Genomic DNA, 25,194 nt, shown 5'->3' with positions numbered 1-25,194 from the left:
AGGAGGGGAGCATCTCCTACGACCGCGCGATCAACGCGGCCAGGCGCCTCACCCCGTCCTCGATCTCCGCGTCGGTGGGCAGGGAGTAGCTGAGGCGGATGGCGTTGGCGGTGGGGACCTCGGCGAAGAAGGGTTCGCCGGGCACGAAGGCGACGCGCTCCTCGGCCAGGGACCGTTCCAGCAGGACCTTGCCGTCCATGCCTTGCGGCAGCCACAGCCAGACGAACATGCCGCCCTGCGGCCTCGACCAGGTGACGCCTGCCGGCATGTGGCGCTCCAGGGCGGCCAGGGTGGCGGCGGCCTTGGCGCCATAGGCGGTGCGCAGGGCGCCCAGGTTCTGCTCGTAGCCCTCCGACACCGTGGCGTGGATAGCCATCTGGTTGATGGTGGAGACGTGCAGGTCGCAGCCCTGCTTCAGCAGGACCAGTTTCTCGATCACCGCCTTGGGACCGCAGACCCAGCCGATGCGCAGAGCCGGCGAGATGGTCTTGGAGAAGGTGCCGCAGAAGAGGGTGCGGGCCGCCTCGATGGAGCCGGCGCGGCCGATGTCGAGGGCCAGCAGGGTGGGCAGGGCCTCGCCGTCGAAGCGCAGTTCCCGATAGGCGGCGTCCTCGATCAGGGTCATGTCCAGCTCGGCCGCCAGGTCCAGCAGGGCCTCGCGTTCCGGGAGCGTCAGGCTCTCGCCGGTGGGGTTGGCGAAGTCGGGGACGAAGTAGCCGAGGGGATTGGGCTCGCGGCCGGCCATCAGGGCGGCGGCGTCCACGCCGTCGCGCAGGGCGCGTTCGGGCAGGTCGAGATAGGCCGGCTCGTAGGCGTTGAAGGCCTGCAGGGCGCCCAGATAGGTGGGCCTGGCCACCATCACCGTGTCGCCGCGGGTCAGGAACAGCTTGCCGATCAGGTCGAGGGCCTGCTGCGAGCCGGCGGTGAGGATGATGTTGTCCTCGTCGCATTCGACCCCGTTCAGGGCCATGCGTTGCGCGATCCAGCGGCGCAGGGGCAGGTAGCCCTCGCTCACGGAGTACTGCAGGGCGGCGCGGGACTGCTCCGGGTCGGCCAGGATGGCGTCGTAGGCCGCCTTGATCTGGTCAGCGGGGAACAGGCTGGGATCGGGTATGCCGCCGGCGAAGGAGAGGATGTCGGGCTGATCCAGCAGCTTCAGCAGCTCGCGGATTTCGCTGGCGCGGACGCGGGTCATCCGCTCGGAGAAGCGCGCGGCCCAGTCGGGGGTCGGGGTGGTCATGAGCTTGGTCTCTAGTTCGTATCGCCGACGCCGGAAAGGCGCCCAAGGACCGCGCGGCGCGCGCGGCGTCTCACCTGATCAGTTGAGAGGCGTCATACGAGGGGGGGCGAGATCGGGCTCATGGCGTGAAGCTCAGTGCGGCAGGGGGCAGATTGAAAACCCACGTCATCCCGGGCGACCGCAGGGAGACCCGGGACCCAGGGGATTGATCGCGGCCCCTGGGTCCCGGCTCTCCGCTTTGCTGCGGCCGGGATGACGCTGGTCAGTTCTTCGACGGAATGATCACCGTCATGCTCTCGTAGCCCTTCACGAAGGCCGAGGGCACGCGCTTGGGTTCTTCCACGACCTTGATGGTGGGGAAGCGGGCCAGGATCTCTTCCCAGAGGATCTTCAGCTGCAGCTCGGCCAGGCGGTTGCCAACGCAGCGGTGGATGCCGAAGCCGAAGGAGAGGTGCTGACGGGGGCGTTCGCGGTCGATGATGTAGGCGTTCGGGTTCTCGATCACGTCTTCGTCCCGGTTGCCCGAGGCGTACCACATGATGACCTTGTCGCCCTTCTTGATGGTCTTGCCGCCCAGCTCGACATCCCGCGTCGCGGTGCGGCGCATGTGGGCCAGAGGCGTCTGCCAGCGGATGGTCTCCGAGACCATGGAGGGCACCAGCTCAGGGTTGGCGCGCAGCTTGTCGTACTGGTCGGGGTTCTGGTTCAGGGCCCAGACCGAGCCCGTCATGGAGTTGCGGGTGGTGTCGTTGCCGCCGACGATCAGCAGGATCAGGTTTCCCAGATACTCCATGCGATCCATGTCCTTGGTGGCCTCGCCGTGGGCCAGCATGGAGATCAGGTCGCCCTTGGGCGGCTGGGCGATGCGCTCAGCCCACAGGCGGCTGAAGTAGTCCACGCATTCGAACAGCTCCATCTTCCGCTCGGCCTCGACGATCTCGGGGTCATCGGAACTGAACAGGCCCGACTCCGGGCCCGCCGTGGCCACGTCGGACCAGCGCGTCAGCTTGCGGCGGTCTTCCCAGGGGAAGTCGAACAGGGTCGCCAACATCTGGGTGGTGAGCTCGATGGAGACGCGGTCGACCCAGTCGAAGGGCTCGTTGATCGGCAGGGCGTCCAGGGTGTTCTGGATCCGCTGGCGGATGAGGGGCTCCAGAATCTGCAGGTTGTGTGGCGAGACGATGGGGCTGACGGTCTTGCGCTGGACGTCGTGCTTGGGCGGGTCCATCGCGATGAACATCGGAAGGGTGAAGTCTTCCTTGGGGTCGAAGATCGTGATCGACGGCTCCGAGGAGAAGGCCTCGTGGTTGGTGTCGACGGCCATGATGTCGTTGTACTTGGTCACCGACCAGAAGGCGCCGTCCTCGTGGTGCTCAGGCGGATGCAGGTGGACCGGGTCCTCCTTCCGCAGGCGCTCGAAGTAGGGCCACATGGTCTCGGTGCGCCACAGCTCGATGTCGGTGGGGTTAATGTCGTCCAGCGGCATGGAATAGGCGCGCGCCCTGGCTTCCGCCTTCAGGTCGATGTTGCCGTCGCTCATCAGGTGTCCTCCGAAGCCGTCTGGAGCGGCTATCTTATCACTGTTCAGACAAGAATGCTTGAGGCTGAGCCGCAAGGCAAGGGGCCGCTCCAGCGGGGCGGGGCCGGTTCGCAGAAAAACTGTACAGACGAAAGCGCACGACCGTGCTGTAACGGTCGCTTCTCGAACAGATGTTTGACTGGATCGCCCATGGCCGCCGACGCCCTCTTCAAGCCCTTCGACTACAAGGGCCTGCACCTCAAGAACCGTATCGTCATGGCCCCGATGACCCGGTCGTTCTCGCCCGGCGGCGTCGTCACCGACGACGTGGTGGCCTATTACAAGCGCCGCGCGGCGGCCGAGGTCGGGCTCATCGTTTCTGAAGGCACGGGCGTTGATCGGCCGATCTCGGTGAACGACGCCAAGGTGCCGCGCTTCCACGGCGAGGCGGCCCTGGCCGGCTGGAAGCGGGTGATCGACGCGGTGCACGAGGCCGGCGGCGTGATGGCGCCCCAGCTGTGGCACGTCGGCGCGGTGCGCGCCCGCGACCCCGAGTTCCTCCCCGCAGGCCCCTATGACAGCCCGTCTGGCCTGTCGCGTCCCGACAAACAGTTCGGCGAGGGCATGTCCGAGGAAGACGTCGCCGACGCCATCCGCGCCTTCGCCGAGGCCGCTGCCCACGCCAAGGCGCTCGGCTTCGAAGCCATCGAGCTGCACGGCGCCCACGGCTACCTGATCGACCAGTTCTTCTGGGAAGGCACCAATGTCCGCGAGGACGCCTACGGCTCCAAGGAGCTGACCGGCCGCGCGCGCTTCGCCGCTGACATCCTGAAGGAAGTCCGCAAGGCCGTCGGCCCCGACTATCCGGTGATCATCCGCATCAGCCAGTGGAAGCAGCAGGACTACACCGTCCGCCTGGCCCACGATCCCAAGTCCATGGAAGCCTGGCTGGGCGCCCTGGTCGACGCCGGCGCCGACATCCTGCACTGCTCGCAGCGCCGCATCTGGGAGCCGGAGTTCGAGGGCTCGGACCTCAACTTCGCCGGCTGGGCCAAGAAGCTGACCGGCGTGCCGACCATCTCGGTGGGCTCGGTGGGCCTCTCGGGCGAGTTCATCGCGGCCTATGGCGGCGAAGCCTCGCAGCCGGCCTCGCTGGACGAACTGGAACGCCGCATGGACCGGGGCGACTTCGACCTGGTGGCCGTCGGCCGCGCCCTGCTGCAGGACCCCGAGTGGGTGCTGAAGATCAAGGAAGGCCGCAACGACGAGCTGAAGAGCTTCGAGCGCTCGGCCATGGCGGTGCTGTACTAGGGCCCCAAGTGTGGCCGGTCAGCGACCGGTCGGATGAGGGCGTGGAGTCCGCTCTCAGAACAACATCGCCGTCATCCCGGACGCCGGTAGGCGATCCGGGACCCAGGGGCCGAGCGCTCCGCCCCTGGGTCCCGGGTCTTCGCTGCGCTTCGCCCGGGATGACGTGATGGGTTTTCCGGATGGGGATGTACCTCTCATCCGACCCCGCAAGGGGAGAAGGAAAGCGGGCTACCCCAACGCCGTCTCGGCGATCGACTTGGCGGTGGGGTAGTCGGCCTTGCCGTTGCTGGCGCGCAGGATTTCCGTGGTGGCGACGATCCGCTTGGGAGTCTTGTAGCCGGCGAGCGCCATGCGGACGTGGGCCCGCAGCAGGTCCTCATCCAGGCTGGCGCCCTCCGACAGGCGGATGACGCCGGTGACCGACTGGCCCCACTTCTCGTCGGGCAGGCCGATGACCAGGGCGTCCTCGACGGAGGGGTGGGTCTTCAGGGCCTCCTCGACCTCCTCGGGGAAGACCTTCTCGCCGGCGGTGTTGATGCAGGCGCTGCCGCGGCCCAGCAGGGTCAGGGTCCCGTCGGCCTCCACCAGGCACCAGTCGCCGGGGATGGAGTAGCGCTCACCCTTGATGGTCCGGAAGGTGCGCGCCGTCTTCTCCTCGTCCTTGTAGTAGCCGAGCGGGTTGGGCCCCTTGATGGCGATCATGCCCGACACCCCCGAGCCAGGCTCCACCGGCTCGTCGTTCTCGTCGAACACCTTGCAGCGCTCGCCCAGCATGAACTTGGCGGTGGGGGCCTCGCCGCCCTTCATCATCACCGACGCGCCCATGCCGAGCGCCTCGGAGGAGGAGAAGGCGTCGCTGAGCATGGCGCCGGGCATGTGCTCCAGCAGGCCCTGCTTGACCTCCAGGCTCCACATCACGCCGGAGGACACGACCACCGCGACGCTGGAGAGGTCGTACTTGCCGGGGTTGGCGTTGAGGGTGTTGAGCAGGGGCTTGGCGAAGCTGTCGCCCACCAGGACCAGGGACTGGGGCTTGTGGCGGTCGATGGTCTCCAGCAGTTCGACGGGATCGAAGGTCTGTCCCTCCAGGGTGACGACGCAGCCGCCCGACATCATGGCGCCCATGGAGGTCAGCAGGCCGGTGCCGTGCATCAGGGGCGGGGCCGGCAGGATGCGGCCGCCGGGGCCGGCGGCGCGGGTGGCGGCGGCCAGCGCCTCGAGGGTTTCCGGGACCGGGCCCATGGCGCGGGCCGGGGCCAGGGTGATCTCGCGCAGGTCGTTGTGGGTCCACATCACGCCCTTGGGCATGCCAGTGGTGCCGCCGGTGTAGATGAAGAACTGGTCGTCGCCCGAGCGCTCGATGTCGAGGGGGCCGCCATTGCCCTCGGCGGCCAGGGTGTCGAAGGCCTCGGCGAAGGGGGCGGTGGTTTCACCGACCTCGATCCAGGTCTTCACGCCCGGCAGGCGCGGGCGGATCTCGGCCACGGCGTCACGGAATTCCGACGAATAGACCACGGTCTGGGCGTCGGAATTGTCGAAGATGTACCAGACCTCCTGGGGCGTGTAGCGGTAGTTGACGTTGACGTGGGTCAGGCGCGCCTTCCACCCGGCCGCGACAGTCAGCAGGTATTCCGGCCGGTTGCGCATGTAGATGGCGATCTTGTCGCCGGGCTGGGAGCCGCGGGCGATCAGGCCCCGGGCCAGGCTGTTGGTGATCTGGTTGGCCTGGCCCCAGTTGATCACGCGCTCGCCATGGATGAAGGCCGGCGCCTCAGGCGGAACCGCCCCGCCGACCGCGTCCAGGATGTCTCCGAAATTCCACGCCATCGTCTCTCTCCCTTGTCGCTCCGTCGCTCATGGCGCCGGATGTCGAATTTTGATCAGTCGCCGCCGCCGCCGTCGCCGCCGCCATCGCCGCTGGCGTAGCCGCCGCCGCCGCCGTCGTCGCCGTTCTTGTTCTTGCGCCGGGACTTGCCGGCCGAAAAGCTGAAGACGAGGCCCAGCACGCCCACCGCCACGAGAATGATCAGCAGGGTATCCACGGCGGCCTAGGCGTTGAAGTTGAGCTTGAGGCCGGCCCGGGGCCAGCGCGCCTTGAACAGCTTGCCGGTGGCCGAGCAGGTCACCCAGGCGTCGCGCATGTCGGCGCCGCCAAAGCAGATGTTGGTCACGATCAGGTCGGGGAAGGCGAAGTGCTCGTGGGACCCGTCCGGATCGATGGCGGTGATCCCGCCGTTGATGATGGTGGCCACGCAGACCTTGCCCGAGGCCTCGACCGCCAGGCTGTCGAACAGCTGGTAGCCGGGCATGTTGGCCACCACCCGGCCGGGCGCGAAGCCCGCGGGCGGACCCAGCACGCCCACCTCGGCGACGTCGAAGGCCCAGAGCCGGCCGAGGTTGGTGTCGGCCAGGTAGACCACCTTCTCATCGGGCGAGAGGCCCACGCCATTGGGAGAGATCAGGTGGTCGCGCTGGCGGCTGATGTGGCTGCCGTCGGTCTTGGCGTAGTAGAGCGCCCCGAACTTGCGGCCGTCGGGCGTGGAACAGCCGTGGTCGGAGAACCAGAAGCCGCCCTGCCTGTCGAAGACGAGGTCGTTGGGGCCCACCAGCCGCTTGCCGTCGCAGGCGTCGTAGAGGGTTGTCAGCTTGCCGGTGGCCAGGTCAAACCGCTGGATCGAGCCGCCGGTGTGGCTGGCGGGCGTGGGGCCGGGGATGGTCAGGCCGCCATTGTCCAGCCACTCGAAGGAGCCGCCGTTGTTGGTGATGTAGATCGCGCCGTCCGGGCCGATGGCCGCCCCATTGGGGCCGCCGCCGGTCTCCACCACCGTGGTCCTGGTTCCGTCCGGGGTGACGCGGGTCAGGCGCTGGGCCTTGATCTCGGTGAGGATCACCGAGCCGTCGTTCATGGCGATGGGGCCCTCGGGAAACTCGAAACCCTCAGCCACCAGCTGCATGTCCATGTTCGTCTCCCCACGATTTTCTGCCACTATGGGTCGGTTCCCCGGCGTGAGGCCAGCCCCCAAACTCAGCGCCGCTCGAGCACCCGGATCGTGAAGGGATACTCGTCGTCCTCGCCGGCCGGATGGTCCTGGGCGCTGACTTCCTTCCACTGGCTTTCGTCGAAGCCCTTAAGGACGACGTCGCCCTCGACGTCGGCATGGACCTCGGTGAGGTAGATGCGGCGCGCCCGGGGCAGGACCAGTTCGAACAGGGAGGCGCCGCCGATGACGCAGAATTCCTCCTGGCCATCCTCCTCAGCCTGCTCGCGGGCGATGGACAGCGCCTCGCTCAGCTCCTCGCAGACCAGGCCCCCCTTGGCCTCGAAGGAGCCGTCGCGGGAGACCACGATATTGGTGCGGCCGGGCAGGGGCGCCTTGGGCAGGCTCTGCCAGGTCTTGCGGCCCATGATCACCGGCTTGCCCATGGTGACGGCGCGGAAGTTGGCCAGGTCGGTCTTCAGCCGCCAGGGCAGCTCGCCGCCCCGGCCGATGACGCCATTGGAGGCGCGCGCGATGGGGCCGGCGGTGAGGATCGGTGTCATGGGGAATTCATAACCTGACTCTCCCCCGCTCGTCCCGGCGAAGGCCGGGATCCAGACCTTAAGTCAGGACTGAGCCAGGAATCCGGAATGCGGCGGATGCATCTGGGTCCCGGCCTTCGCCGGGATGTGCGGGTTTACACCGCGATCGGCGCGCTGATCTTCTCGTGGGCCTTGTAGCCGCGCAGCTTGAAGTCCTCGTACTCGTAGGAAAACAGGTCGGCCTTGTCGGCGATCTCCAGGCGCGGGAGGGGCAGGGGATCGCGGGTCAGTTGCTCGCGGGCCTGGTCGAGGTGGTTCAGATAGAGGTGGGCGTCGCCGAGCGTATGGACGAACTCGCCGGGCTGCAGGCCCACCACCTTGGCCATCATCATGGTCAGCAGGGCGTAGCTGGCGATGTTGTAGGGCACGCCCAGGAAGACGTCGGCGGAGCGCTGGTAGAGCTGGCACGACAGCTTGCCGTCGGCGACGAAGAACTGGAAGAGGCAGTGGCAAGGGGGCAGGGCCATGTCCTCGATCTCGGCCGGGTTCCAGGCCGAGACGATGTGGCGGCGGCTGTCGGGATTGGTCTTCAGGCTGTGGATCACCGCGGCGATCTGGTCGATCACCCGGCCGTCCGGGGCGGTCCAGGAGCGCCACTGCTTGCCGTAGACGGGGCCGAGTTCGCCGTTCGCATCGGCCCACTCATCCCAGATGGAGACGCCGCGCTCCTGGAGCCAACGAACGTTTGTATCGCCCCTCAGGAACCACAGCAGCTCCACGAAGATCGACTTCCTGTGCAGCTGCTTGGTGGTGAGCAGGGGGAAGCCCTGGGACAGGTCAAACCGCATCTGGCGGCCGAAGACGCCGAGCGTGCCAGTGCCGGTGCGGTCGCCGCGCTCCACGCCGTTCTCCAGGATGTCGGCCAGCAGGTCGAGATACTGTCGCTCGGGATGCTCCGGCGCGGCGCGGTCACGGACAAGATGGCGGACAGGCGCGTTCATGATTTCCGGATCAAAAATCGAATCGGTTGCTGCAGTGATGAGCTTGTGTCTGGCCTATACCGGTAGCAAGCTCGGCTCACGCGACACTTTGGACTTATGCCCATGATCCTCGCCCTGCTCATGTCCGCCGCGCTCAGCGGCGCCGACCAGCCCGCCGCCGCCACGCCCCAGGCCATCCCCGTCGCCGCCCCCCTGAACAAGGGCGAGCAGCGGATCAAGATGGTCTGCCGCCAGGAGGCTCCCACCGGCACCCGCCTGGCCAAGCGCACCTGCCTGTCCCTGGAGGACTGGAAGCGGCGCTCGGAGGAAGACCAGGAGGCCATGCGGCAGATGGCCATGAAGTCGGCCTTCTCCGACGTCCGCGGCCGCTGACGTCCCGGAGGTTCGCCTCCCGGCAGGTCCGCGATTGCCTCACCCCCGCAGGATGTGGAACCTTGGGTAGAGTTCCAGACTGGGGGTTTCATGATTCTTGTCCTGTTGATGGCTGCGGCGCTGGGCGCTGCGGATGACAAAGAGCCCGCGTCCGCGCCACAGGCGCCCGCTGTGGTGGAGCGGGTCCCGGTCGCCGCGCCGCTGAAGAAGGGCGAGAAGCGGATCAAGATGATCTGCCGGACGGAGACCACCACCGGCACCCGCTTCACCAAGCGGGTCTGCTACGACAAGGCCGAGCTGGAGGCGCGCCAGGAGCGGGAGCGTGAGCAGTTCATCGAGAGCCAGAACTCGCAGCAGATAAACCACTAGCGCTTCAGCCCGCGAACCCGCCCTCGTCCAGGAAGGCCTGCTCCTCCGGAGTCGTCGTGCGTCCAAGGGAGACGTTCCGGTGCGGGAAGCGTCCGAAGCGCTGGATGATGTCGCGGTGCATCTCGGCGTATCTCAGCGTCTCGGGGTCGCCCAGCGCCGTGCAGAGCCGCACGGCCTCGTCCTGGTCGGCCATGTCCTCGGAATGCTCGAAGGGCAGGTAGACGAACGGCCGCAGCAGGGGCTCGATCTCCAGGTCCTGGCCGGTCGCCACCGCGTGACGGGCGATCAGGCGGGCCTTGCCGTCCGTGGCGAAGGCGTGGCCGGTGCCCCGCCAAAGGTTGCGCGGGAACTGGTCCAGCAGGATCAGCAGGGCCAGGGAGCCCTCGGCGGTGGCCATCCAGGCGTCGTGGCGGCCCAGGGCGGCCATGTAGTGCACCGGCTCGAACTTCAGCTGGATGGCGGCGTCGAAGTTGGGGTTCTTGGCGAACCAGCGCTTGGGGCCGGCGGTCCGCCAGAAGCCGGTGATGTCGTGCGGTGTGGCGGGCATCGCGCTCTCCCTTGGTCGGCCCCTAGAGCCTTTAGGGTCAGATGAAAAATCTGACCCGTTCAAAAGGCTCTAATTTCTAAAGTGTAGAGCGCGTCGGGCGGATTAACCGGCCTCCACTTAACCCTGACGCGCTCTATGTCAGGTCACCGGGGATTCCGTTCAAGCGCGGTTCACACAGGCCCGGCCATTAACCTTGGCTAAAGGGACAGCCATCGGCCGTGTCCGGCCAGGGAACAGTGACATGAAGACGGTTATGAAGGGCGCCCTGGCGCTGGTGCTGCTGGCCTCCACGGCCCCGGCGGCCCTGGCCCAGGACAATGGCGAAGAGCGCCGGCGCGAGAGCCGCGGCGACGGCGGCTACAATCCGGCGATGCGGGCCAGTTCGCGCAACGTGCCGCCCTCCCTGCAGGAACGCCAACCGGCGCCCCAGGCGCAGGCGCCGCAACCCCAGGCTCAGCCGCAGCCGCAGGCCCAGGCGCAGCCCCAGGGCCAGCCGCAGGTCCGCCAGGGTGGCCGCCGTGGCGATCCCAACTGGCAGTCGCGTCAGCCGGGGCAGCAGGGCCAGCAAGCTCAGCAGCCGTCCCAGAACGGGCAGCGCTGGAACCATGGCCAGGGGCTGCGACAGGGGCAAACCTGGCAGAGCCAACGTCACGACGATCGCAACGACCGGGATGGGCGCGGCGACCGGGACGGCCGCAACGACCGCGATCCGCGCTGGAACAACAACGGCGCCAACAGCAGTGGCTGGAACAACAACGGCCGCGACTGGCGTCCCGACCGCCACCAGCAGCGCCCCCGCTTCGACCGCCGCCACTACGGCCAGAACTTCCGTAGCCATCAGCGCTATCGCGGCTATGCCTATCGCCCGCCGTCAGGGTTCTACATCCGCAGCTGGAGCTATGGCGACCAACTGCCGCGCAGCTGGTGGAGCAGCCAGTACCGGCTGAACGACTGGTGGTCCTACGGCCTGCCGATCCCGCCGATTGGCTATGAATATGTCCGGGTTGGCGGCGACGTGCTGCTGGTGGACATGTTCTCCGGCCGCGTGGTCCAGGTGATCCACGACGTCTTCTGGTGATCTGATCCCTCCCTCCCCGAGAGGGGAGGGAGGGCGTCACGGGACGAAATGTCCTGTAAGCGCCCGTTCGGCTTGACCTTCGCGCAAAATTCCGCTGCAAAGCCCCGCCTTTGCTGCGGCGCCGTTGCGCGACGTCGTGGCGACCTTCGTCTTCAGGAGAATGACCATGCGCGTCTACTACGACCGCGACGCCGACCTCGCCCGCATCCTGGACAAGAAGATCGCCATCGTAGGCTATGGCAGCCAGGGTCGCGCCCATGCGCTGAACCTGTCGGAATCCGGCGTGAAGAACGTCGTGGTGGCGCTTCGCCCCGGCTCGGCCACCGCCAAGAAGGTGGAAGCCGACGGCCTGAAGGTGATGAGCGTGGCCGAGGCCTCGGCCTGGGCCGACGCCATCATGGTGCTGGCGCCCGACGAACTGCAGCGCGGCATCTATAACGAAGAGATCGCCCCCAACATCAAGGACGGCGCAGCCCTGCTGTTCGCCCACGGCCTGAACGTGCACTTCAACCTGATCGAGCCGAAAGACTCGATCGACGTGCTGATGATCGCCCCCAAGGGCCCGGGCCACACCGTGCGCGGCGAGTACCAGAAGGGCGGCGGCGTGCCCTGCCTGATCGCCATCCACCAGAACGCCACGGGCGCCGCCCACGACTTTGGCCTGGCCTACGCCTCGGCCATCGGCGGCGGCCGTTCGGGCGTCATCGAGACCACCTTCCGCGAGGAATGCGAAACCGACCTGTTCGGCGAGCAGGCCGTGCTGTGCGGTGGCCTGGTGGAGCTGATCCGCGCCGGCTTCGAAACCCTGGTCGAGGCGGGCTACGCGCCGGAGATGGCCTATTTCGAGTGCCTGCACGAGGTGAAGCTGATCGTGGACCTGATCTACGAAGGCGGCATCGCCAACATGAACTACTCGATCTCCAACACCGCCGAGTACGGCGAGTACGTGACCGGCCCGCGCATCGTGACGCCGGACACCAAGGCCGAGATGAAGCGCGTGCTGGAGGACATCCAGTCGGGCCGCTTCGTGCGTGACTTCATGCAGGAGAACGCGGTCGGCGCGCCGAGCTTCAAGGCTACCCGCCGCCGGGGCTCCGAACACCAGATCGAGGAAGTCGGCGCCCGTCTGCGCGCCATGATGCCCTGGATCACCAAAAACAAGCTGGTGGACACCGCGCGCAACTAGGCGGCGGTTCCCGCAGACCGAAGATGAGAGGGGTCGGACGCAGGTCCGGCCCCTTTTGCTATGCGCGGCAGTCGCTGATGACCGCGCCGAGCAGGCCAGGATCGAGGCCGTGGCCCACGAGATGGAAGAAGCCCCAGTCGGCGCAGGCCCTGGCCAGCTGCTCGCGAACCTGCGCCGGCGGCGCGGCCAGGCTTATGACGGATACATTGGCGTCCATGCGTCGGCTACTCGTGGGCCTTCATAAGGAGCCTGTCGCCCTTGACCTGGAAGGACTCCAGGCGGCGCAGGAAGGTCATTCCCAGCAGGGAGCTGCTCATCGGGGCCTGGTTGATCATGATCGGCATGTCGCGGAAGGTGATGGCCCCCACCGACAGGCTGTCGGCCTCGAAGGCCGCGCCGTAGCCCACGCCGTTGGCGGTCTCGGACGCCCGGTCGAACTTCAGGGCGGCGAGATCGATCCCCACGCGGGCGGCGTCGGCGGGGCTCAGCACCGTCTCGCTGGCCCCGGTGTCCACCAGGAAGCGGACCCGCTGGCCGTTGACCTCGCCCATGACCAGGAAATGACCGCCGTCGCCGGCGCTGACCACCAGTTCGCGCGGCCCGGTAGCGACAGGATAGGAGGGTGACAGGGTCATGCGCACCCTCTGGGCCACCCCGGCGAGCTCGGCACGGTAGCTGACCGCCAGGATCAGCACCGCGACAATGCCGGCCCAGATCGCGGCATGGCGCGCCTTTTCGGCCCAGCGGATACGGCCGACGTCCAGCATGGCGGTGGAGAACAGGGCCATCATGAAGACGCCCCAGCCCACCCAGGCCCAGTCCTCCGGCGAGCTGATGACCCCTGGAAACGCCTGAAGAAGGCCCCACACCCCAAGCATCACGGCGGCCAGGCCCGCGAGCCAGATCAGCAGGCGCACCGGGGTCACGCTGCGCGGAGCCGGCTCGTTCTCGTCAGGCTGCCAAGGTCCGGTCACGCACGCTCCGTCTGCGAGTTGCCTCGTGAGAGGTTAGACGGCGCGCGCCGTCGCCCGCCAGGGGCCGATCAAAAAAAGACCGCGCCGACCCTTCCCAAACGCGCGCGGGCTACCTAGCTCATGGATCGCAGGCCGGGCCCCTCTGGCGATCCATAGCTCTCCTCCCCGAGCGGATCGCGATGTCGGACTGCATCGGGTGCGCTCGATGCTGGGTCCTAGAAGGTTTGGCCCCCCAGTCCTCGGTCCCGGTCGTCGGGCGCACCCATCCCTTGAACCGGATGTCATGGAGCGCCCCATCCGATGCCCCTCCTGCTTTGCCCTAACTGCAACACCTCGATGTCGGCCGTCAGCCGGCAAGCCGTGGAGTTCGACATGTGCCCGTCCTGCCGGGGCGTGTGGCTGGACCGTGGGGAGCTTGAGAAGCTGATCGCGGCCGGGCGCGGGGAAGCGCCGGCCCAGGAGAGCGCCGCGCCGCGCATGTGGCGCGAACCCGAGCGTCCTCGGCGCGATTACGATGACGACGACGATGACCACCGTCACCCCGGCTACCGGCGCAAGAAGCGCTTCGATCTGTTCGATATCTTCGACTAGACCCACTCGAGCCTTGCGGTCCCCCGCAGGATCGCCTCGGCCTCGGCCGTGTGCTTGGCGCCTTCGCGCGGGTGCAGGACCAGGGGCGGCAAAAGCTGCAGCGGCGCCTTGCCCGTCTTGAGGGCGCGGACCAGCACCCGTTTGGCCGGCGCATCGGCGTGGGCGTGGATGGGCCGGACCTGGAAGGAGCCGGTCTTGGGCGCCAGCAGGGACAGAATGTCGGCCAGGCGATCGGCGCGGTGGATCAGGGTGATCGCCCCGCCTTCCCGCACCGCCTTCAGCAGGAAGCTTGTCCAGGCCTCAAGGCCGCCATCGGCCATCCAGGCGCCCTGCTTGGCGGGCGCCGGCGCGCGCAGGGCTTTGGGATCGTCGAAGTACGGCGGGTTGGCCATAACGGCGTCGAAGGGGTCCAGGCCCAAGGTCTTGAAGGGCAGGGCGACGTCGCCCTCCAGAATCTCCACCCGCGCCGCCATATCGTTCAGCGCCACGTTCTCCCGGGCCAGGGCGGCCGTAGCCGGATCGCGCTCCAGCCCGACGAACAGGGCCCCCGGCCGGCGGGCCGCCGCGGCCAGCAAGGCGCCGCCGACCCCGCAGCCTGCCTCCAGCACGCGGGCGCCCTCGGACGCGTCACAGGCGGCCGCCAGCAGGGCGGCGTCCATGCCCGCGCGGTAGCCTTCCGGCGCCTGACGCAGGCGCACGCGACCGTCCAGAAGCCGGTCCTCGGGTGTTGCGTCCATGTCGGCTTGCTGACTCGTAATCGCCATATCGGAACGGTGGGGCGTTGTGCTCTCCTTGACCGTGCCTTATCGCGTCACCATTGTCCCCGCAAACGGCGGTCCCCCCGTATCGTCGTCGCCTAGACCAGGAGTCCTCGTGGCCGCAGTCAGCGCCCCGGTCACCCGAAAGCCCGCCTCCATCGACGGCCTTATGGAACTCGCGCAGCCTGACATGGCTGGCGTCGACGCCCTGATCCGCGATCGGATGCAGAGCCCGGTGGCGGTGATCCCGGCCCTGGCCGAACACCTGATCGGCGGCTCGGCCAAGCGTCTGCGGCCCCTGCTGACCATCGCCGCGGCGCGCCTGTCGGGCGCCCAGGACGATTCCTGCCTCAAGCTGGCGGCCGCGGTGGAGTTCATCCACACCGCCACCCTGCTGCACGACGACGTGGTGGATTCCTCCGAACTGCGCCGGGGCAAGGTCGCCGCCCACCTGATCTGGGGCGCGCCGGCCAGTGTCCTGGTGGGGGACTTCCTGTTCGCGCGCGCCTTCGAACTGATGGTCGAGGCCGGCTCCATGCAGGCCCTGGAGATCCTGGCGCGCGCCAGCCGGGTGATTGCCGAGGGTGAGGTGCTGCAACTGACCCGCGCCCACGACCTGAACCTGCACCAGGACATGTACCTGGAGATCATCAAGGCCAAGACCGCCGAGCTGTTCGCCGCCGCGGCCGAGGCCGGCGCGGTCTCCGCCGGCGCCAGCCCTGAACAGTGCCTGGCCCTGCGCAAGTATGGCCAGGACCTGGGGGTCGCCTTCCAGCTGGTGGACGACAGCCTGGACTACAGCGGCGTCAGCAAGGACCTGGGCAAGAATCCCGGCGACGACTTCCGCGAAGGCAAGGCGACCCTGCCCCTGCTGCTGGCCATCGCCCGCACCGGCGCGGCTGAGAAGGCGTTCTGGGACCGGGCGGTGGCGCGGCTGGAACAGGCCGACGGCGATTTCGAGCGGGCGCGGGATCTGATCACCGGGGTCGGCGCCCTGGACGCCACCCTCGACCTGGCCGCCGACTACGCCGGCAAGGCCAAGGGCGAACTCGCGGAGTTCCCGGCCGGCAACAGCTGGCGGCCCGCGCTGGAAGACCTCGCCGACTTCGCGGTCAGCCGCCTGCGCTGATCGCTCCGGACAAGGCGTTTCGCCTGTTTGTCGGGCGTCCGGCATAGGAACCTGCCCGCTTTTCAAACGCTCCTACGATCGCAAGTAGGGAGAATATCCACGTGTTTGGTGGCGAACGACTGGCGCGTCTGGGCGCCTTTAATCCTCAATTCCCCGACGCCGAGGCCCTGCACAAGGGCCTGGCCCACTGGAACCATCGCCGCATGGCGGTGGGAACGCCGTCTGACGACTGGCGGGCCGAGGTGGCCGAAGAGGCCCGGATGAAGCATTTCGAAGGCTCGTTCATCGAGGCCTTCCGCGAACACATCGCCCCGCTGGTGGCGGCTGTCCCCACCGATCCCGACGGCTTTATCGCCTGGTTCGAGGAGCTCAAGACCTCGGGCCCCGGCCAATGGGACCCGCTGTTCGCCTGGCTGGAGAACGAGGCCAGCATCCACGACATGCGCTGGTTCCTGACCCAGGAGGCCGCCGGCGAGGCTGGCTTCGACGACCTGGTGGCCCTGACCCAGGTGAAGCTGCCGGCCCGCCCCAAGCTGGAGCTGGCCCGCAACTATTGGGACGAGATGGGGCGCGGCAACGAGGCCGGCATGCACAGCCCGATGCTGGAGCGGACCACCCAGGGCCTGGACCTGCACCCGACCATCGACTCCACCCTGTGGCAGTCGCTGTGCCTGGCCAATGTGATGACGGCCTTCGCCACCACCCGACGATATACCTACCAGTCGATCGGCGCGCTCGGCGTCGTGGAGCTGACCGCCCCGACCCGCGTCGGCGCGGTGGACGCCGGCCTCAAGCGCCTGGGGGTCAGCCCCGAGGGCCGCAAGTACTTCGCCCTGCACGCCCACCTGGACGTCGAGCACTCGAAGGCCTGGAACGCCGAGGCCCTGATCCCGCTGGTGACCGAGACGCCGGAATGCGCCCGCCACATCGCCGAAGGCGCCGTCATGCGCCTGATCTGCGGCGAGCAGTGCTTCGAAACCTACCGCGCCCACCTCTGGGCCCACGCCCACCCGCTGGTCTACGCGGCGGAGTAGGGGCCAGTACGAAGCCGGATCGGTATCCTGATGGACCGGCCGTGGGTGAAAGTGCCGTCTCGCGCTTTCAGCGATACGCGCCACGTGGAGATCCAGCCAACCGCCCACGCGGCATCGTCGGCTCCCACACGCCCGCCTTTCTCTGGGCGGCAAGCGCCCAGGCGTCCGGACTCAATGATTCTGCAAACGACGACGAAGGCTCTCTCGAACTTGTCCTGATCCGTTTTGGTCGGAACGTAAGGGGGAGGCGGCGAGCGCGTGAAGCTGACCTCATTCGATGACAGAGGCCTCTCGGTCGCTGCCAAAAGGAGCGGCAGCGCAAGCGAAGCGAGTGCTAGCGTTTTCCATCTCACCACCGCCGCAAGTCCTCGCCGAATATGCCGTGTTTGGCGATCCGTTCACGGTTCGCTTTGATGGCCTCAGCGTTCTCTTCTGCCCACTCCGCAGCCGTCTGACGATGGGCGAGGGCCACGCCGCGCCACACGAGGCCTCCGGGAAGCGCGAAGGTCGCGTAGTCCACCTGCAGGACCCGGCGCCGGGCCGGAGCATCCGCCCGAGCAGAGGCATGGAGGATCGGCGTCGAATAGGCCCAGACGTCGCCGGCCTGCGCCAGGCATTGGGCGACGGGATGTTGTTCGGCCTCGGCCGCCGCCTGATCGGCCGCCACATATCCGCACCTGTGAGAGCCCACTGCTGCCTGGAGCGGCGCGTTGTCGGCGCCGCAGGGATCCAGGTGGATGCGGAATGTCGCCATGCGCTGCAGAAGTTCGATGGGCGGCGCGACGTGAAGCGCTCCGTCCTTGCGCGACCAGGGGCCGAAGCCTTCGACCTCCCGGCGCTCTTCGACAACCAGCGTTCGATCCTGGTGCCAGCCGAGCGCCCAATTGCGCTCGGCGGTCTTGTCGAACAGCACGGCCCGGACGGGCTGGGCACCTATGCCCAGGAGCCTGGAGGCGATCCGGCTGACCGGCCACAGCAGGTCCGGAAGGCTGTCATCCTGCAGCCGGGCTCCTGGTCCTTTGGTCGGAATTCCGCGAAGCCGCTCGATCCCAGCGTCGTCATAGACCGTCGGATAGAGTTGCAGACCGTCACGCTGGAATTCGAAGGTGCTCATGGATCACCCCGGGTGGATCATGTTCTCCGGCCGCACCACTTCGTCGAACTCGGCGTCGGTGACGTAGCCGCCACCGACGGCTTCCTCGCGCAGGGTGGTGCCGTTCTTGTGGGCGGTCTTGGCGATCTTGGCGGCCGCGTCATAGCCGATCTTGGGGGCGAGCGCGGTGACCAGCATCAGCGAGCGGTCGAGGGCGGCCTTGATGTTGTCCTCGCGGGCCTCGATCCCCACCACGCAGTTGTCGGTGAAGCTGATGGAGGCGTCGGCCAGCAGGCGGCAGGACTGCAGGAAGTTGTAGGCCATGACGGGATTGAAGACGTTCAGCTCGAAGTGCCCCGAGGCCCCGGCGAAGGTCATGGCGGCGTTGTTGCCGAACACCTGGGTGCAGACCATGGTCAGGGCCTCGCACTGGGTGGGATTGACCTTGCCCGGCATGATCGACGAGCCCGGCTCGTTCTCCGGCAGGGAGAGCTCGCCCAGGCCGGACCGCGGGCCCGAGCCCAGGAAGCGGATGTCGTTGGCGATCTTGAACAGGCTGCCGGCCACGGTGTTCAGCGCGCCGTGGCTGAAGACCATGGCGTCGTGGGCGGCCAGCGCCTCGAACTTGTTGGGGGCGGTGATGAAGGGCAGGCGGGTGATGGCCGCGATCTTGGCGGCCACCAGTTCGGCGAAGCCCACCGGGGCGTTCAGGCCCGTGCCGACGGCGGTGCCGCCCTGGGCCAGTTCATAGAGGCCCGCCAGGGTGTCCTTGATGCGACGCACGCCGTTGGCGATCTGCTGGGTGTAGCCGGAGAATTCCTGGCCGAGCGTCAGGGGGGTGGCGTCCTGGGTGTGGGTGCGGCCGATCTTGATGATGTGGTCGAAGGCCTTGGTCTTGACCTTCAGCGCGGCGTGCAGGTGCTCGAGGGCCGGCATCACCTCCTTGGCCACCTGCTCGGCGCAGGCGATGTGCATGGCGGTGGGATAGGTGTCGTTGGACGACTGGCTCATATTGACGTGGTCGTTGGGATGGACCGGGGTCTTGGAGCCCATCACCCCGCCCAGCATCTCGATGGCGCGGTTCGAGATCACCTCGTTGGCGTTCATGTTGGACTGGGTGCCCGAGCCGGTCTGCCAGACCGAGAGCGGGAAGTGGTCGTCCAGCTTGCCGTCGATCACTTCCTGGGCGGCGGCGACGATGGCCGCGCCGATCACCGGATCCAGGCGGCCCAGTTCCATATTGGCCTCGGCTGCGGCGCGCTTGACGATGCCGAGCGCGCGGACGACCGGTTTGGGCTGCTTCTCCCAGCCGATCTTGAAGTTCTGGATGCTGCGCTGGGCCTGGGCGCCCCAATAGACGTCGGAGGCGACCTCGATCGGGCCGAAGGTGTCGGTTTCGGTGCGGGTCGCGGTCATGGTCTGGCCTCCTGGCAGGTCGATGCGCCGGTTTAACCGGGCCGGTCAGGAGCGCAAGGGTTCTGGCGCCGCGCAAAGCTGTCTAAGAGGGGCGGCATGGACGACGGCTGGACCCATCACGCCAAGGTGCGCGCCCGCGAGAGCGAGGGGGTGATGGAGGTCATGGTCGACGGCTTGTCGACCCAGGCCAAGGTCTACAAGCCGCTGATCCACGAGTTCTTCCGCAAGGCCTGGCGCGGATCGCGCCCGGCGTGGGGCGAGTTCTCGGTGGAGATCGTCATGGAATATGTGGGCGACCCGCCCTGGATGGACCTCGACAACCTGGCCAAGGCGATCCTGGACGCCATCAAGGGCTACGCCTTCCACGACGACGCCCAGGTGGCCCGCCTGCTGGTGGAGCGCCGCGCGGGCGAGCGGGAACGGATCGCCGTGACGATCCGCAAGCTGTCGGATCTCAGCCCCTGGCCCAGAGGGTGACAGCCGGACGCCGGTCTCGGCGCCCGTCACCCTCTAGTTCTTGGCAGGCCCCCGCTTTGTTCTGGGCTCCAGGGCCTGGGCCATCATCAGGGCGTAGCTGACCAGGACCAGGGCGACATAGCGGCCATGGCTCTCAGGCGGCAGCTGCGGCAGGACGGTCGAGAAGTTGAGGCCAAGCAGCATCGCGCCCACCAAGCCCGGGGCGGCGAAGATCAGGGCCGCGAGCCGGCGATGCCGGCGGGGCGTGGCCAGGAACCGCACGGTGATGTGGAAGAACAGCCCCAGCGCCATGGCCACCAGGGCGGCGTTGACGACGTAGAACCAGAAGGCGTGCTCGATGACGCCCCGGGCGAAGACCACATAGAACAGCGTCGCCGCGCCCCAGACCAGGGCGCCCGCCAGCCCGAACCACATTCCGTCCTGTTTCGACACGGCAAACCCCTCCAACGGCTTCGTTGAAGCGGAGCTGTGCGCAAGTCATGCCAGGGTCAGGCGCAGGCGGAGGTCCCGTGCTCAGGCTGAATCGTTCACCTGCCTCCGCAAAGCGCGGTATGTTTTCAAGGGGCTGCAGGACAGCCTCGTTTGAGCCTCAAGCAATGCTTCTCCTCGCCTCCGCCGTGGTCCTCCTGTTGGTGGTCTTGAACGGCGTCTTCGCCATGTCCGAGCTGGCGGTCGTCTCCTCTCGAAAACAGAAGCTGCAGAGCCGGGCGGAGCGGGGGGACAAAGGCGCCGCCGCAGCCCTGCTGCTGGCCGAGGATCCGACCCGTTTCCTCTCCTCAGTCCAGGTCGGCATCACCCTCATCGGCATTCTGGCCGGCGCATTTGGTCAGGCCACCATCGCCGCGGAGTTTGACAAGATCCTCGAGAACGTCCCGGGGTTCGCCGACTATTCGGAGGCGATCTCCACCGGTGTGGTGGTGGTCGTGCTGACCTACCTGTCGCTGATCGTCGGCGAGTTGGTGCCCAAGCGTCTGGCGCTGCTGATGCCGGAAACCATCGCGGCGGTCGTGGCGCGGCCGCTGACCCTGATGGCCGCCGGCATGGGACCGTTCGTGACCTTTCTCACCGGCTCGACGGCCGCCGTCCTGATGATCTTGCGGATCAAGGATGTGCAGGGCGACGTCATCACTCAGGAGGAGGTGGAGACGGTCCTGGCCGAAGGCGCGGGCGCCGGGATCATCGAGCCGGAGGAGCGGGCGATGATGCACGAGGTGATGCGCCTCGGAGACCGGCCGGTTCGCGTCGCCATGACCCCGCGCCGGGAGGTCTACTGGGTGTCCCTCGACGATCCCGACGAGGTGCTTCGCAATGATATCCGTACCTGTCCCTACTCGCGGTTCGTCGTCTCGCGGAGCGGCGGCATCGATGATCCCCTGGGGATCGCGCACAAGGCGCAGGTCGCCGACGCGCTGCTGGCGGGCGACCCCCTCGATCTCGAGAGCATGGTGCGCGCGCCGCTGTATATCCCGGAAACCACGACGGTCCTGAAGACCCTGGAGCTCTTCAAGTCCTCGCCCACCCACATGGCGTTCATCGTCGATGAGTTCGGCAGCCTGGAGGGCGTCGTCACCCCCACCGACCTGCTGGAGATGATCGCGGGGGACTTCAACGAGAGCCATGACGAGCCGGAGGCCCGCATCCTGCGGCGCGAAGACGGCAGCTACCTGGTGGACGGCCGGTCCGACCTGTTCGAACTTGGCGACATCATCGGCGAGGATCTGAGCGAGGGCCAAGGCTACCACACGGTGGCGGGCCTGGTGCTCAACAGGCTCGGCCGCTTCCCGGCGGAGGGAGAGATTCTCCGGCTTGGCGGATACGAGGTCGAGGTCGTCGACATGGACGGGCGCCGAATTGACAAGCTGATCTTCCGGGAGGCCCGACGGCGTCCCTAGAGCGCTCTAATCAAGTGCGGCCTTTCCGGCGGAACCTGCGCCGGGCGGCCCCCCAGAACGGGTGTGGCCGCCCCGGTTGCCCGGGGCGGCCACATCGCGAACATCAATCTGGGGGGAGTTGAGTTCAGCGATACTGTTGCAGGCGCGTGGTCCGCAGGCCCGCCAGACCATGACGGTCGATAGATTTCTGCCAGGCGAGGAATTCCTCGTTGGTCAGGGAGTAGCGCTCGCACGCCTCGTCGAGTGTCAGCAGCCCGCCGCGCACCGCGGCGACGACCTCAGCCTTGCGCCGGATCACCCAGCGCCCGGTGTCCACCGGCGGCAGATCGGCGATCGTCAGGGGAACCCCCGTCGGACCGATCACATAAGGCTCGCCGCGGCTGTTCGTCCGGGTCTGCTGTTGTTGTTGCAACATGGCTTTACGCCTTTCCCACCATCACAATTCGGAGGGAGTATACGACGCAGGCCATAACAGCCGGTGAATCGCAATAGTAAAAAAAGGCCTAATCATTCACTCCCCCATGTACTAAAACGGTACAGTCTAAGATGTCATCACCAGTTAAAGCTGATTAACGCCAAGACTTATCGCTTAATGTTGATGAGTTCTTCTAGCATCTGGTCGGCCGTTGTGATGATCTTCGAAGAGGCGGAGTAAGCTTTCTGCGTTGAGATCAGTCCTGTGAACTCCGCCGACAAGTCGACCGTGGAGGCTTCCAGGGTAGAGGCCGCGATCTGACCGGCGCCGGCCACCGTCGGCTCCTTCAGAACGAACTCACCGCTCTGGATCGTCGGGCGGTAGGCGTTGCCGCTGACCGGGGTCAGGCCATCGGGGTTTGGGAAGGTGGCGAGCGCGATCTTGGCCACCTGGCGGATCTCGGAGTTGTCGAAGATGGCCGAGACCACGCCGTTCTCGTCGACCTCGACGCCCACCACGTTGCCGACGCTGGCGCCGTCGGAGTTGACCTGGGTCACCGAGGAGGTTTCGGGCCGCGAGGCCAGGCGGTCGAAGTCGAAGTCGATGGTCTGGCCGGTGATGCCGAGCGCCGTGGCCCAGGCCGGTGCGGCGCCGCCGTCGGAGTCGCCGAGCACGATCTGCGGATCGGCGTCCAGCGCGCCGAACAGGGTGGAGTTGGCCTTGTCGAACTGGCCGGTGGCGGTGAAGCGCACGGTGCCCGAGGTGATCAGGCCCGAGGTGGTGCCGTCGCCGATCTCCGACCCCGGGATCGCGTAGATCTCGGCTCGGAACTCGTTGGTCACCGCCGGGTCGTGGATCAACGACATGGCGATCTTGTGCGAGCCGCCCGTGGAGTCGATCACGTTCATCTCGATGGTGAAGTCGGGCTTGTAGATGGTGTTCTGGCCATCGGAGTAGCCGGCCATGCTGGTGGCCTGGACGTTGGGGTCATAGGCCGTTAGGTCGACCTGGGCCGTGGGCAGGCGCTTGTCGACATTGGCGTTGATGGCGACATTGGCGGTGGGACGCACCGCGGCGCCCAGGTTCTTGACGTTGATCGGCTCCAGCTTGGTGAGGTCCGACGGGTTGATGTCCATGGTGCCGTCGTCCTCGACGGGCCAGCCCTGCAGATAGAGCTTGGCGTCGTTGACCATGAAGCCGTCGGCGTCGACGCTGAACGAGCCCGACCGGGTGAAGGAGCGGTTGTCGGCGGCGGTCAGGCCGTTGGCCTTCTGGGTGACGACGAAGAAGCCGTCGCCGGAGATGCCGAGGTCGGTGGGCGACGAGGCGCTGGTGATCAGACCCTGCTGGCCGACGAACTGGCGGGTCACCGCCTGCACCCCGCCGGCCGAATAGCGACCCTTCACGGCCTGGGCGGTCACCACGTTGGCGAAGTTCACCTGGTTGCGCTTGTAGGCGGTGGTGTTGACGTTGGCGATGTTGTCGGAGATGGCGGCCAGGGCCGACGAGTTCGACACCAGGCCCGAGACGCCGGCGAGCATTGCGCTGTTGATGCTCATGGTTGTTGCCTTCTTTCGTTCTGCGGGGGTCGCAAAGGGTTAGGGAGTCGAAGCGCCTCAGGCGGCCGCTTCGTCCGGGGTAGGCTTGTTGTCGTTGTTGTTGGCGGTGTTGGTGGGCGCGGCCTCGTTGATCGAGGTCACGGTCTCCCAGGGAATCTTCGCGCCGTTGATGGTGATCAGGGTCTTGCCGTCGACCTGCTCGACGCCGGTGACGACGCCTTGGATGCTGACCTTGGAGATGACGCCGGTTCCGGCGCTATCCTTGGCCGTGACCCTCAAGCTGTAGGGGCCACCGTCGTCCAGCTGCTTGCCGCTGGTGTCCTTGCCGTTCCATTTGAAGGTGTGGTCACCGGCCCTCATGTCGGCCGGGGCCTCGCTGTAGACGGTGCGCCCCTTGGAATCGATGACCTCGAGCTTCAGGTCGTCGGCCGCCCGGTTGAGGTTGAAGTTCCAGGTCGCCTTGCCGTCCTTGATGGCGTTTTCAGCCGTGCCGGCTTTGACGTCCCGGCCGATCAGGGCCACGGCGGTGGAGATCCCGCTACCGGTGTTGGCCACCAGCTTCTCCATCAGCTGATTGCCGTAGAGCTGCTGCTCCACGCCGGTCATCTGGACGAGCTGCTGGGTGAACTGGTTGGAGTCCAGGGGCGAGAGCGGGTCCTGGTTCTTCAACTGCGTGGTCAGCAGGTTGAGAAAGGTGTCGAAGCTCTCGGCGAGACGCTTGGTGCCCGACTGGGCGGCGGTCTGACCGACACTTGAAACTGCATCTACCATCTGACGCTTCCTAAATTCGCACGTCGACGCCAGACATCAGGGTCCGACGTTGGAGGTTGAGGCCGCCCGACAGCGCGACGTCGGCGGACGGGTCGGCGCTGTCGAGCGCCGCCTGGAAGGCCTTGCCGCGCCAGGCGCCGCCGTTGTTCTGGGCGTCCTGGCCGAACTGGCCCTGACCGGCCTGGCCATGGCCGCGGTCGGCGGCGACGTCGAAGCGAAGGCCGCCGCTGACGTCGAAGCCGGCCTGTTCAAGGGCTTTCTGAAGTTCATTGGCCCGGGTGCGCAGTTCGGCGGCGGCCTGGGGGTTCTCGAAGGACATGGAGGCGGTGAGCCGGCCCTGGGCGCCGATCTCGATGCGCACGTCCACCCGGCCCATGCCCTCGGGGTTGAGGGCGACGTCGAACTGGGTGGAGCGGCCTTCCAGTTTCTTGACGATCTGGGCGGCCAGGTGGGCGACGGTCTGCGGACCGGCGCGCGCCTCGACGGGCGCCGAGGTGGAGGCGGTCGCGGCGGCCTCGCCGACATTGGGGGCGACGGGTTGACCGGTGTCGGTGTCGGCCTTGGCCTCCACGGTCGGCGCGGCGTTCTCGCGCTTGCCCTGGGAGCCGGAGTCGAAGGTCTCGGCAGTCTGCGTCGGGGCGACCACCGGACCCAGGGGGTCGGCGTCGGCCACGGCGACGGTGGGCGCGGTGGTGGGCTCGGCGCGGGCGCCGGTCTCATTGCGGGCGGCCCGGGCGGCGGTCTTGGTCTTGGGCGCGGCGACAGGGGGGGCGGGCGCGGCGTCAGCCTCGGCGGTCTCCACCGCGTCCGCGGCGACCACGGCCTCTACGGCGGCCGGAGCGTCGGCGGTGTCAGCGACAGGCGCGGGCGGCGGGGCGGGGTTGGTGGCGGCGACGGCTGCGGCGGCGATGGCCGCGGGCGGCGGGCCGATGAACACCAGCC

At 67.6% G+C, this 25,194-nt stretch carries 28 protein-coding genes and 1 pseudogene; 10 read left to right on the top strand and 19 right to left on the bottom strand.

Going from position 1 to position 25,194, the window contains the following annotated elements:
- Positions 1-16 precede the first annotated feature (16 nt).
- The 3 genes and pseudogenes from Q8N10_RS11620 to Q8N10_RS11615 all read right to left on the bottom strand — a co-directional run bounded on the left by Q8N10_RS11620 (position 17) and on the right by Q8N10_RS11615 (position 2,780).
- Positions 17-1,240, bottom strand: a complete 1,224-nt coding sequence (locus Q8N10_RS11620) for a PLP-dependent aminotransferase family protein (RefSeq protein WP_304778634.1) — start codon at positions 1,238-1,240, stop codon at positions 17-19.
- 186 nt (positions 1,241-1,426) lie between these two features.
- Positions 1,427-1,501: pseudogene (locus Q8N10_RS21040) on the bottom strand (hypothetical protein); the annotation flags it as partial.
- Between the two features lies 1 nt (position 1,502).
- A complete protein-coding gene (locus Q8N10_RS11615; RefSeq protein WP_304778631.1) occupies positions 1,503-2,780 on the bottom strand; it encodes a cytochrome P450 in 1,278 nt (425 codons plus the stop codon).
- A 189-nt stretch (positions 2,781-2,969) separates the two neighbouring features.
- On the opposite strand from Q8N10_RS11615, the gene Q8N10_RS11610 reads away from it, so the two are divergent.
- A complete protein-coding gene (locus Q8N10_RS11610) occupies positions 2,970-4,070 on the top strand; it encodes an NADH:flavin oxidoreductase (protein WP_304778630.1) in 1,101 nt (366 codons plus the stop codon).
- A 228-nt stretch (positions 4,071-4,298) separates the two neighbouring features.
- On the opposite strand, the gene Q8N10_RS11605 is transcribed toward Q8N10_RS11610, so the two are convergent.
- The 5 genes from Q8N10_RS11605 to Q8N10_RS11585 form a co-directional block, all read right to left on the bottom strand.
- Entirely contained in the window at positions 4,299-5,897 is a 1,599-nt protein-coding gene (locus Q8N10_RS11605; RefSeq protein WP_304778628.1) for an acyl-CoA synthetase, read from the bottom strand.
- A 53-nt stretch (positions 5,898-5,950) separates the two neighbouring features.
- Entirely contained in the window at positions 5,951-6,112 is a 162-nt protein-coding gene (locus Q8N10_RS11600; protein ID WP_304778625.1) for a hypothetical protein, read from the bottom strand.
- A 6-nt stretch (positions 6,113-6,118) separates the two neighbouring features.
- A complete protein-coding gene (locus tag Q8N10_RS11595; RefSeq protein ID WP_304778623.1) occupies positions 6,119-7,030 on the bottom strand; it encodes an SMP-30/gluconolactonase/LRE family protein in 912 nt (303 codons plus the stop codon).
- Positions 7,031-7,095: 65 nt separating this feature from the next.
- Positions 7,096-7,611, bottom strand: a complete 516-nt coding sequence (locus tag Q8N10_RS11590; RefSeq protein WP_304700318.1) for a dihydrofolate reductase — start codon at positions 7,609-7,611, stop codon at positions 7,096-7,098.
- Between the two features lie 134 nt (positions 7,612-7,745).
- Positions 7,746-8,591, bottom strand: a complete 846-nt coding sequence (locus Q8N10_RS11585; RefSeq protein ID WP_304778620.1) for a thymidylate synthase — start codon at positions 8,589-8,591, stop codon at positions 7,746-7,748.
- Positions 8,592-8,693: 102 nt separating this feature from the next.
- Between Q8N10_RS11585 and Q8N10_RS11580 the strand changes: the two genes are divergently transcribed.
- Together Q8N10_RS11580 and Q8N10_RS11575 are read left to right on the top strand one after the other, a co-directional pair.
- Complete coding sequence (locus Q8N10_RS11580; RefSeq protein WP_304778618.1) at positions 8,694-8,963, top strand: hypothetical protein; 270 nt, start codon at positions 8,694-8,696, stop codon at positions 8,961-8,963.
- A gap of 90 nt (positions 8,964-9,053) precedes the next feature.
- Entirely contained in the window at positions 9,054-9,332 is a 279-nt protein-coding gene (locus Q8N10_RS11575; RefSeq protein WP_304778616.1) for a hypothetical protein, read from the top strand.
- Positions 9,333-9,336: 4 nt separating this feature from the next.
- Here the strand turns inward: Q8N10_RS11575 and Q8N10_RS11570 are convergent, their stop codons facing one another.
- Positions 9,337-9,879 (bottom strand): DUF924 family protein, encoded by a 543-nt coding sequence (locus tag Q8N10_RS11570; protein WP_304778614.1) that lies wholly within the window; start codon positions 9,877-9,879, stop codon positions 9,337-9,339.
- A 241-nt stretch (positions 9,880-10,120) separates the two neighbouring features.
- Between Q8N10_RS11570 and Q8N10_RS11565 the strand changes: the two genes are divergently transcribed.
- Both Q8N10_RS11565 and ilvC read left to right on the top strand, forming a co-directional pair.
- Positions 10,121-10,957: an RcnB family protein gene (locus Q8N10_RS11565; protein WP_304778611.1), complete on the top strand. Its 837-nt coding sequence runs from the start codon at positions 10,121-10,123 to the stop codon at positions 10,955-10,957.
- 166 nt (positions 10,958-11,123) lie between these two features.
- Positions 11,124-12,143: a ketol-acid reductoisomerase gene (ilvC, locus tag Q8N10_RS11560; protein WP_304778607.1), complete on the top strand. Its 1,020-nt coding sequence runs from the start codon at positions 11,124-11,126 to the stop codon at positions 12,141-12,143.
- 58 nt (positions 12,144-12,201) lie between these two features.
- Here ilvC and Q8N10_RS11555 read toward each other — a convergent pair whose 3' ends face one another.
- Together Q8N10_RS11555 and Q8N10_RS11550 are read right to left on the bottom strand one after the other, a co-directional pair.
- Positions 12,202-12,360: a 2-oxoglutarate and iron-dependent oxygenase domain-containing protein gene (locus Q8N10_RS11555; RefSeq protein ID WP_304778605.1), complete on the bottom strand. Its 159-nt coding sequence runs from the start codon at positions 12,358-12,360 to the stop codon at positions 12,202-12,204.
- A gap of 7 nt (positions 12,361-12,367) precedes the next feature.
- On the bottom strand, positions 12,368-13,117 hold the full coding sequence (locus tag Q8N10_RS11550; protein ID WP_304778603.1) for a TIGR02281 family clan AA aspartic protease: 750 nt from the start codon (positions 13,115-13,117) through the stop codon (positions 12,368-12,370).
- Between the two features lie 300 nt (positions 13,118-13,417).
- Between Q8N10_RS11550 and Q8N10_RS11545 the strand changes: the two genes are divergently transcribed.
- Positions 13,418-13,708, top strand: coding sequence for a zf-TFIIB domain-containing protein (locus tag Q8N10_RS11545; protein WP_304778601.1), 291 nt, complete (start codon positions 13,418-13,420; stop codon positions 13,706-13,708).
- On the opposite strand, the gene Q8N10_RS11540 is transcribed toward Q8N10_RS11545, so the two are convergent.
- Entirely contained in the window at positions 13,705-14,445 is a 741-nt protein-coding gene (locus tag Q8N10_RS11540; protein WP_304778598.1) for a tRNA1(Val) (adenine(37)-N6)-methyltransferase, read from the bottom strand. The genes Q8N10_RS11545 and Q8N10_RS11540 overlap by 4 nt on opposite strands.
- Before the next feature lie 178 nt (positions 14,446-14,623).
- On the opposite strand from Q8N10_RS11540, the gene Q8N10_RS11535 reads away from it, so the two are divergent.
- Positions 14,624-15,595: a polyprenyl synthetase family protein gene (locus Q8N10_RS11535; RefSeq protein WP_304778675.1), complete on the top strand. Its 972-nt coding sequence runs from the start codon at positions 14,624-14,626 to the stop codon at positions 15,593-15,595.
- Between the two features lie 101 nt (positions 15,596-15,696).
- The gene (locus Q8N10_RS11530; protein WP_304778595.1) at positions 15,697-16,629 is read left to right on the top strand and encodes an iron-containing redox enzyme family protein; all 933 of its coding nucleotides are present in this window, start codon (positions 15,697-15,699) and stop codon (positions 16,627-16,629) included.
- 349 nt (positions 16,630-16,978) lie between these two features.
- Here the strand turns inward: Q8N10_RS11530 and Q8N10_RS11525 are convergent, their stop codons facing one another.
- Together Q8N10_RS11525 and fumC are read right to left on the bottom strand one after the other, a co-directional pair.
- Positions 16,979-17,743, bottom strand: coding sequence for a phytanoyl-CoA dioxygenase family protein (locus Q8N10_RS11525; protein WP_304778592.1), 765 nt, complete (start codon positions 17,741-17,743; stop codon positions 16,979-16,981).
- Positions 17,744-17,746: 3 nt separating this feature from the next.
- A complete protein-coding gene (fumC, locus tag Q8N10_RS11520; RefSeq protein WP_304778590.1) occupies positions 17,747-19,138 on the bottom strand; it encodes a class II fumarate hydratase in 1,392 nt (463 codons plus the stop codon).
- 96 nt (positions 19,139-19,234) lie between these two features.
- Here fumC and Q8N10_RS11515 point away from each other — a divergent pair, with 96 nt between their 5' ends.
- A complete protein-coding gene (locus Q8N10_RS11515) occupies positions 19,235-19,615 on the top strand; it encodes a RusA family crossover junction endodeoxyribonuclease (protein WP_304778587.1) in 381 nt (126 codons plus the stop codon).
- A 33-nt stretch (positions 19,616-19,648) separates the two neighbouring features.
- Here the strand turns inward: Q8N10_RS11515 and Q8N10_RS11510 are convergent, their stop codons facing one another.
- Positions 19,649-20,047 carry a DUF5367 family protein gene (locus tag Q8N10_RS11510; RefSeq protein ID WP_304778584.1) on the bottom strand — a complete coding sequence of 133 codons (399 nt, stop codon included), beginning with the start codon at positions 20,045-20,047 and terminating at the stop codon, positions 19,649-19,651.
- A gap of 164 nt (positions 20,048-20,211) precedes the next feature.
- Between Q8N10_RS11510 and Q8N10_RS11505 the strand changes: the two genes are divergently transcribed.
- Complete coding sequence (locus tag Q8N10_RS11505) at positions 20,212-21,507, top strand: hemolysin family protein (RefSeq protein ID WP_304778581.1); 1,296 nt, start codon at positions 20,212-20,214, stop codon at positions 21,505-21,507.
- 124 nt (positions 21,508-21,631) lie between these two features.
- Here Q8N10_RS11505 and Q8N10_RS11500 read toward each other — a convergent pair whose 3' ends face one another.
- The 4 genes from Q8N10_RS11500 to Q8N10_RS11485 all read right to left on the bottom strand — a co-directional run.
- Complete coding sequence (locus Q8N10_RS11500; protein ID WP_215341474.1) at positions 21,632-21,922, bottom strand: DUF1153 domain-containing protein; 291 nt, start codon at positions 21,920-21,922, stop codon at positions 21,632-21,634.
- Between the two features lie 167 nt (positions 21,923-22,089).
- Positions 22,090-23,481: a flagellar hook protein FlgE gene (locus Q8N10_RS11495; protein ID WP_304778578.1), complete on the bottom strand. Its 1,392-nt coding sequence runs from the start codon at positions 23,479-23,481 to the stop codon at positions 22,090-22,092.
- A 57-nt stretch (positions 23,482-23,538) separates the two neighbouring features.
- Entirely contained in the window at positions 23,539-24,252 is a 714-nt protein-coding gene (locus Q8N10_RS11490; RefSeq protein WP_304778575.1) for a flagellar hook assembly protein FlgD, read from the bottom strand.
- Positions 24,253-24,262: 10 nt separating this feature from the next.
- Positions 24,263-25,194 (bottom strand): flagellar hook-length control protein FliK (locus Q8N10_RS11485; RefSeq protein ID WP_305663924.1); only part of this gene is annotated, 932 nt, incomplete at its 5' end.

It is taken from the genome of Phenylobacterium sp. (assembly GCF_030693625.1).
Lineage (GTDB): Bacteria > Pseudomonadota > Alphaproteobacteria > Caulobacterales > Caulobacteraceae > Phenylobacterium > Phenylobacterium ferrooxidans.
This window is presented reverse-complemented; position numbering and strand designations above follow the sequence as displayed.

What these genes read in the sequence shown, in the direction of transcription:
- Q8N10_RS11620 (WP_304778634.1), bottom strand. Translation starts at nt 1,240, where the DNA reads ATGACCACCCCGACCCCCGACTGGGCCGCGCGCTTCTCCGAGCGGATG.
- Q8N10_RS11615 (WP_304778631.1), bottom strand. Translation starts at nt 2,780, where the DNA reads ATGAGCGACGGCAACATCGACCTGAAGGCGGAAGCCAGGGCGCGCGCC.
- Q8N10_RS11610 (WP_304778630.1), top strand. Translation starts at nt 2,970, where the DNA reads ATGGCCGCCGACGCCCTCTTCAAGCCCTTCGACTACAAGGGCCTGCAC.
- Q8N10_RS11605 (WP_304778628.1), bottom strand. Translation starts at nt 5,897, where the DNA reads ATGGCGTGGAATTTCGGAGACATCCTGGACGCGGTCGGCGGGGCGGTT.
- Q8N10_RS11595 (WP_304778623.1), bottom strand. Translation starts at nt 7,030, where the DNA reads ATGGACATGCAGCTGGTGGCTGAGGGTTTCGAGTTTCCCGAGGGCCCC.
- Q8N10_RS11590 (WP_304700318.1), bottom strand. Translation starts at nt 7,611, where the DNA reads ATGACACCGATCCTCACCGCCGGCCCCATCGCGCGCGCCTCCAATGGC.
- Q8N10_RS11585 (WP_304778620.1), bottom strand. Translation starts at nt 8,591, where the DNA reads ATGAACGCGCCTGTCCGCCATCTTGTCCGTGACCGCGCCGCGCCGGAG.
- Q8N10_RS11580 (WP_304778618.1), top strand. Translation starts at nt 8,694, where the DNA reads ATGATCCTCGCCCTGCTCATGTCCGCCGCGCTCAGCGGCGCCGACCAG.
- Q8N10_RS11575 (WP_304778616.1), top strand. Translation starts at nt 9,054, where the DNA reads ATGATTCTTGTCCTGTTGATGGCTGCGGCGCTGGGCGCTGCGGATGAC.
- Q8N10_RS11570 (WP_304778614.1), bottom strand. Translation starts at nt 9,879, where the DNA reads ATGCCCGCCACACCGCACGACATCACCGGCTTCTGGCGGACCGCCGGC.
- Q8N10_RS11565 (WP_304778611.1), top strand. Translation starts at nt 10,121, where the DNA reads ATGAAGACGGTTATGAAGGGCGCCCTGGCGCTGGTGCTGCTGGCCTCC.
- ilvC (WP_304778607.1), top strand. Translation starts at nt 11,124, where the DNA reads ATGCGCGTCTACTACGACCGCGACGCCGACCTCGCCCGCATCCTGGAC.
- Q8N10_RS11555 (WP_304778605.1), bottom strand. Translation starts at nt 12,360, where the DNA reads ATGGACGCCAATGTATCCGTCATAAGCCTGGCCGCGCCGCCGGCGCAG.
- Q8N10_RS11545 (WP_304778601.1), top strand. Translation starts at nt 13,418, where the DNA reads ATGCCCCTCCTGCTTTGCCCTAACTGCAACACCTCGATGTCGGCCGTC.
- Q8N10_RS11540 (WP_304778598.1), bottom strand. Translation starts at nt 14,445, where the DNA reads ATGGACGCAACACCCGAGGACCGGCTTCTGGACGGTCGCGTGCGCCTG.
- Q8N10_RS11525 (WP_304778592.1), bottom strand. Translation starts at nt 17,743, where the DNA reads ATGAGCACCTTCGAATTCCAGCGTGACGGTCTGCAACTCTATCCGACG.
- fumC (WP_304778590.1), bottom strand. Translation starts at nt 19,138, where the DNA reads ATGACCGCGACCCGCACCGAAACCGACACCTTCGGCCCGATCGAGGTC.
- Q8N10_RS11515 (WP_304778587.1), top strand. Translation starts at nt 19,235, where the DNA reads ATGGACGACGGCTGGACCCATCACGCCAAGGTGCGCGCCCGCGAGAGC.
- Q8N10_RS11505 (WP_304778581.1), top strand. Translation starts at nt 20,212, where the DNA reads ATGCTTCTCCTCGCCTCCGCCGTGGTCCTCCTGTTGGTGGTCTTGAAC.
- Q8N10_RS11500 (WP_215341474.1), bottom strand. Translation starts at nt 21,922, where the DNA reads ATGTTGCAACAACAACAGCAGACCCGGACGAACAGCCGCGGCGAGCCT.
- Q8N10_RS11495 (WP_304778578.1), bottom strand. Translation starts at nt 23,481, where the DNA reads ATGAGCATCAACAGCGCAATGCTCGCCGGCGTCTCGGGCCTGGTGTCG.
- Q8N10_RS11490 (WP_304778575.1), bottom strand. Translation starts at nt 24,252, where the DNA reads ATGGTAGATGCAGTTTCAAGTGTCGGTCAGACCGCCGCCCAGTCGGGC.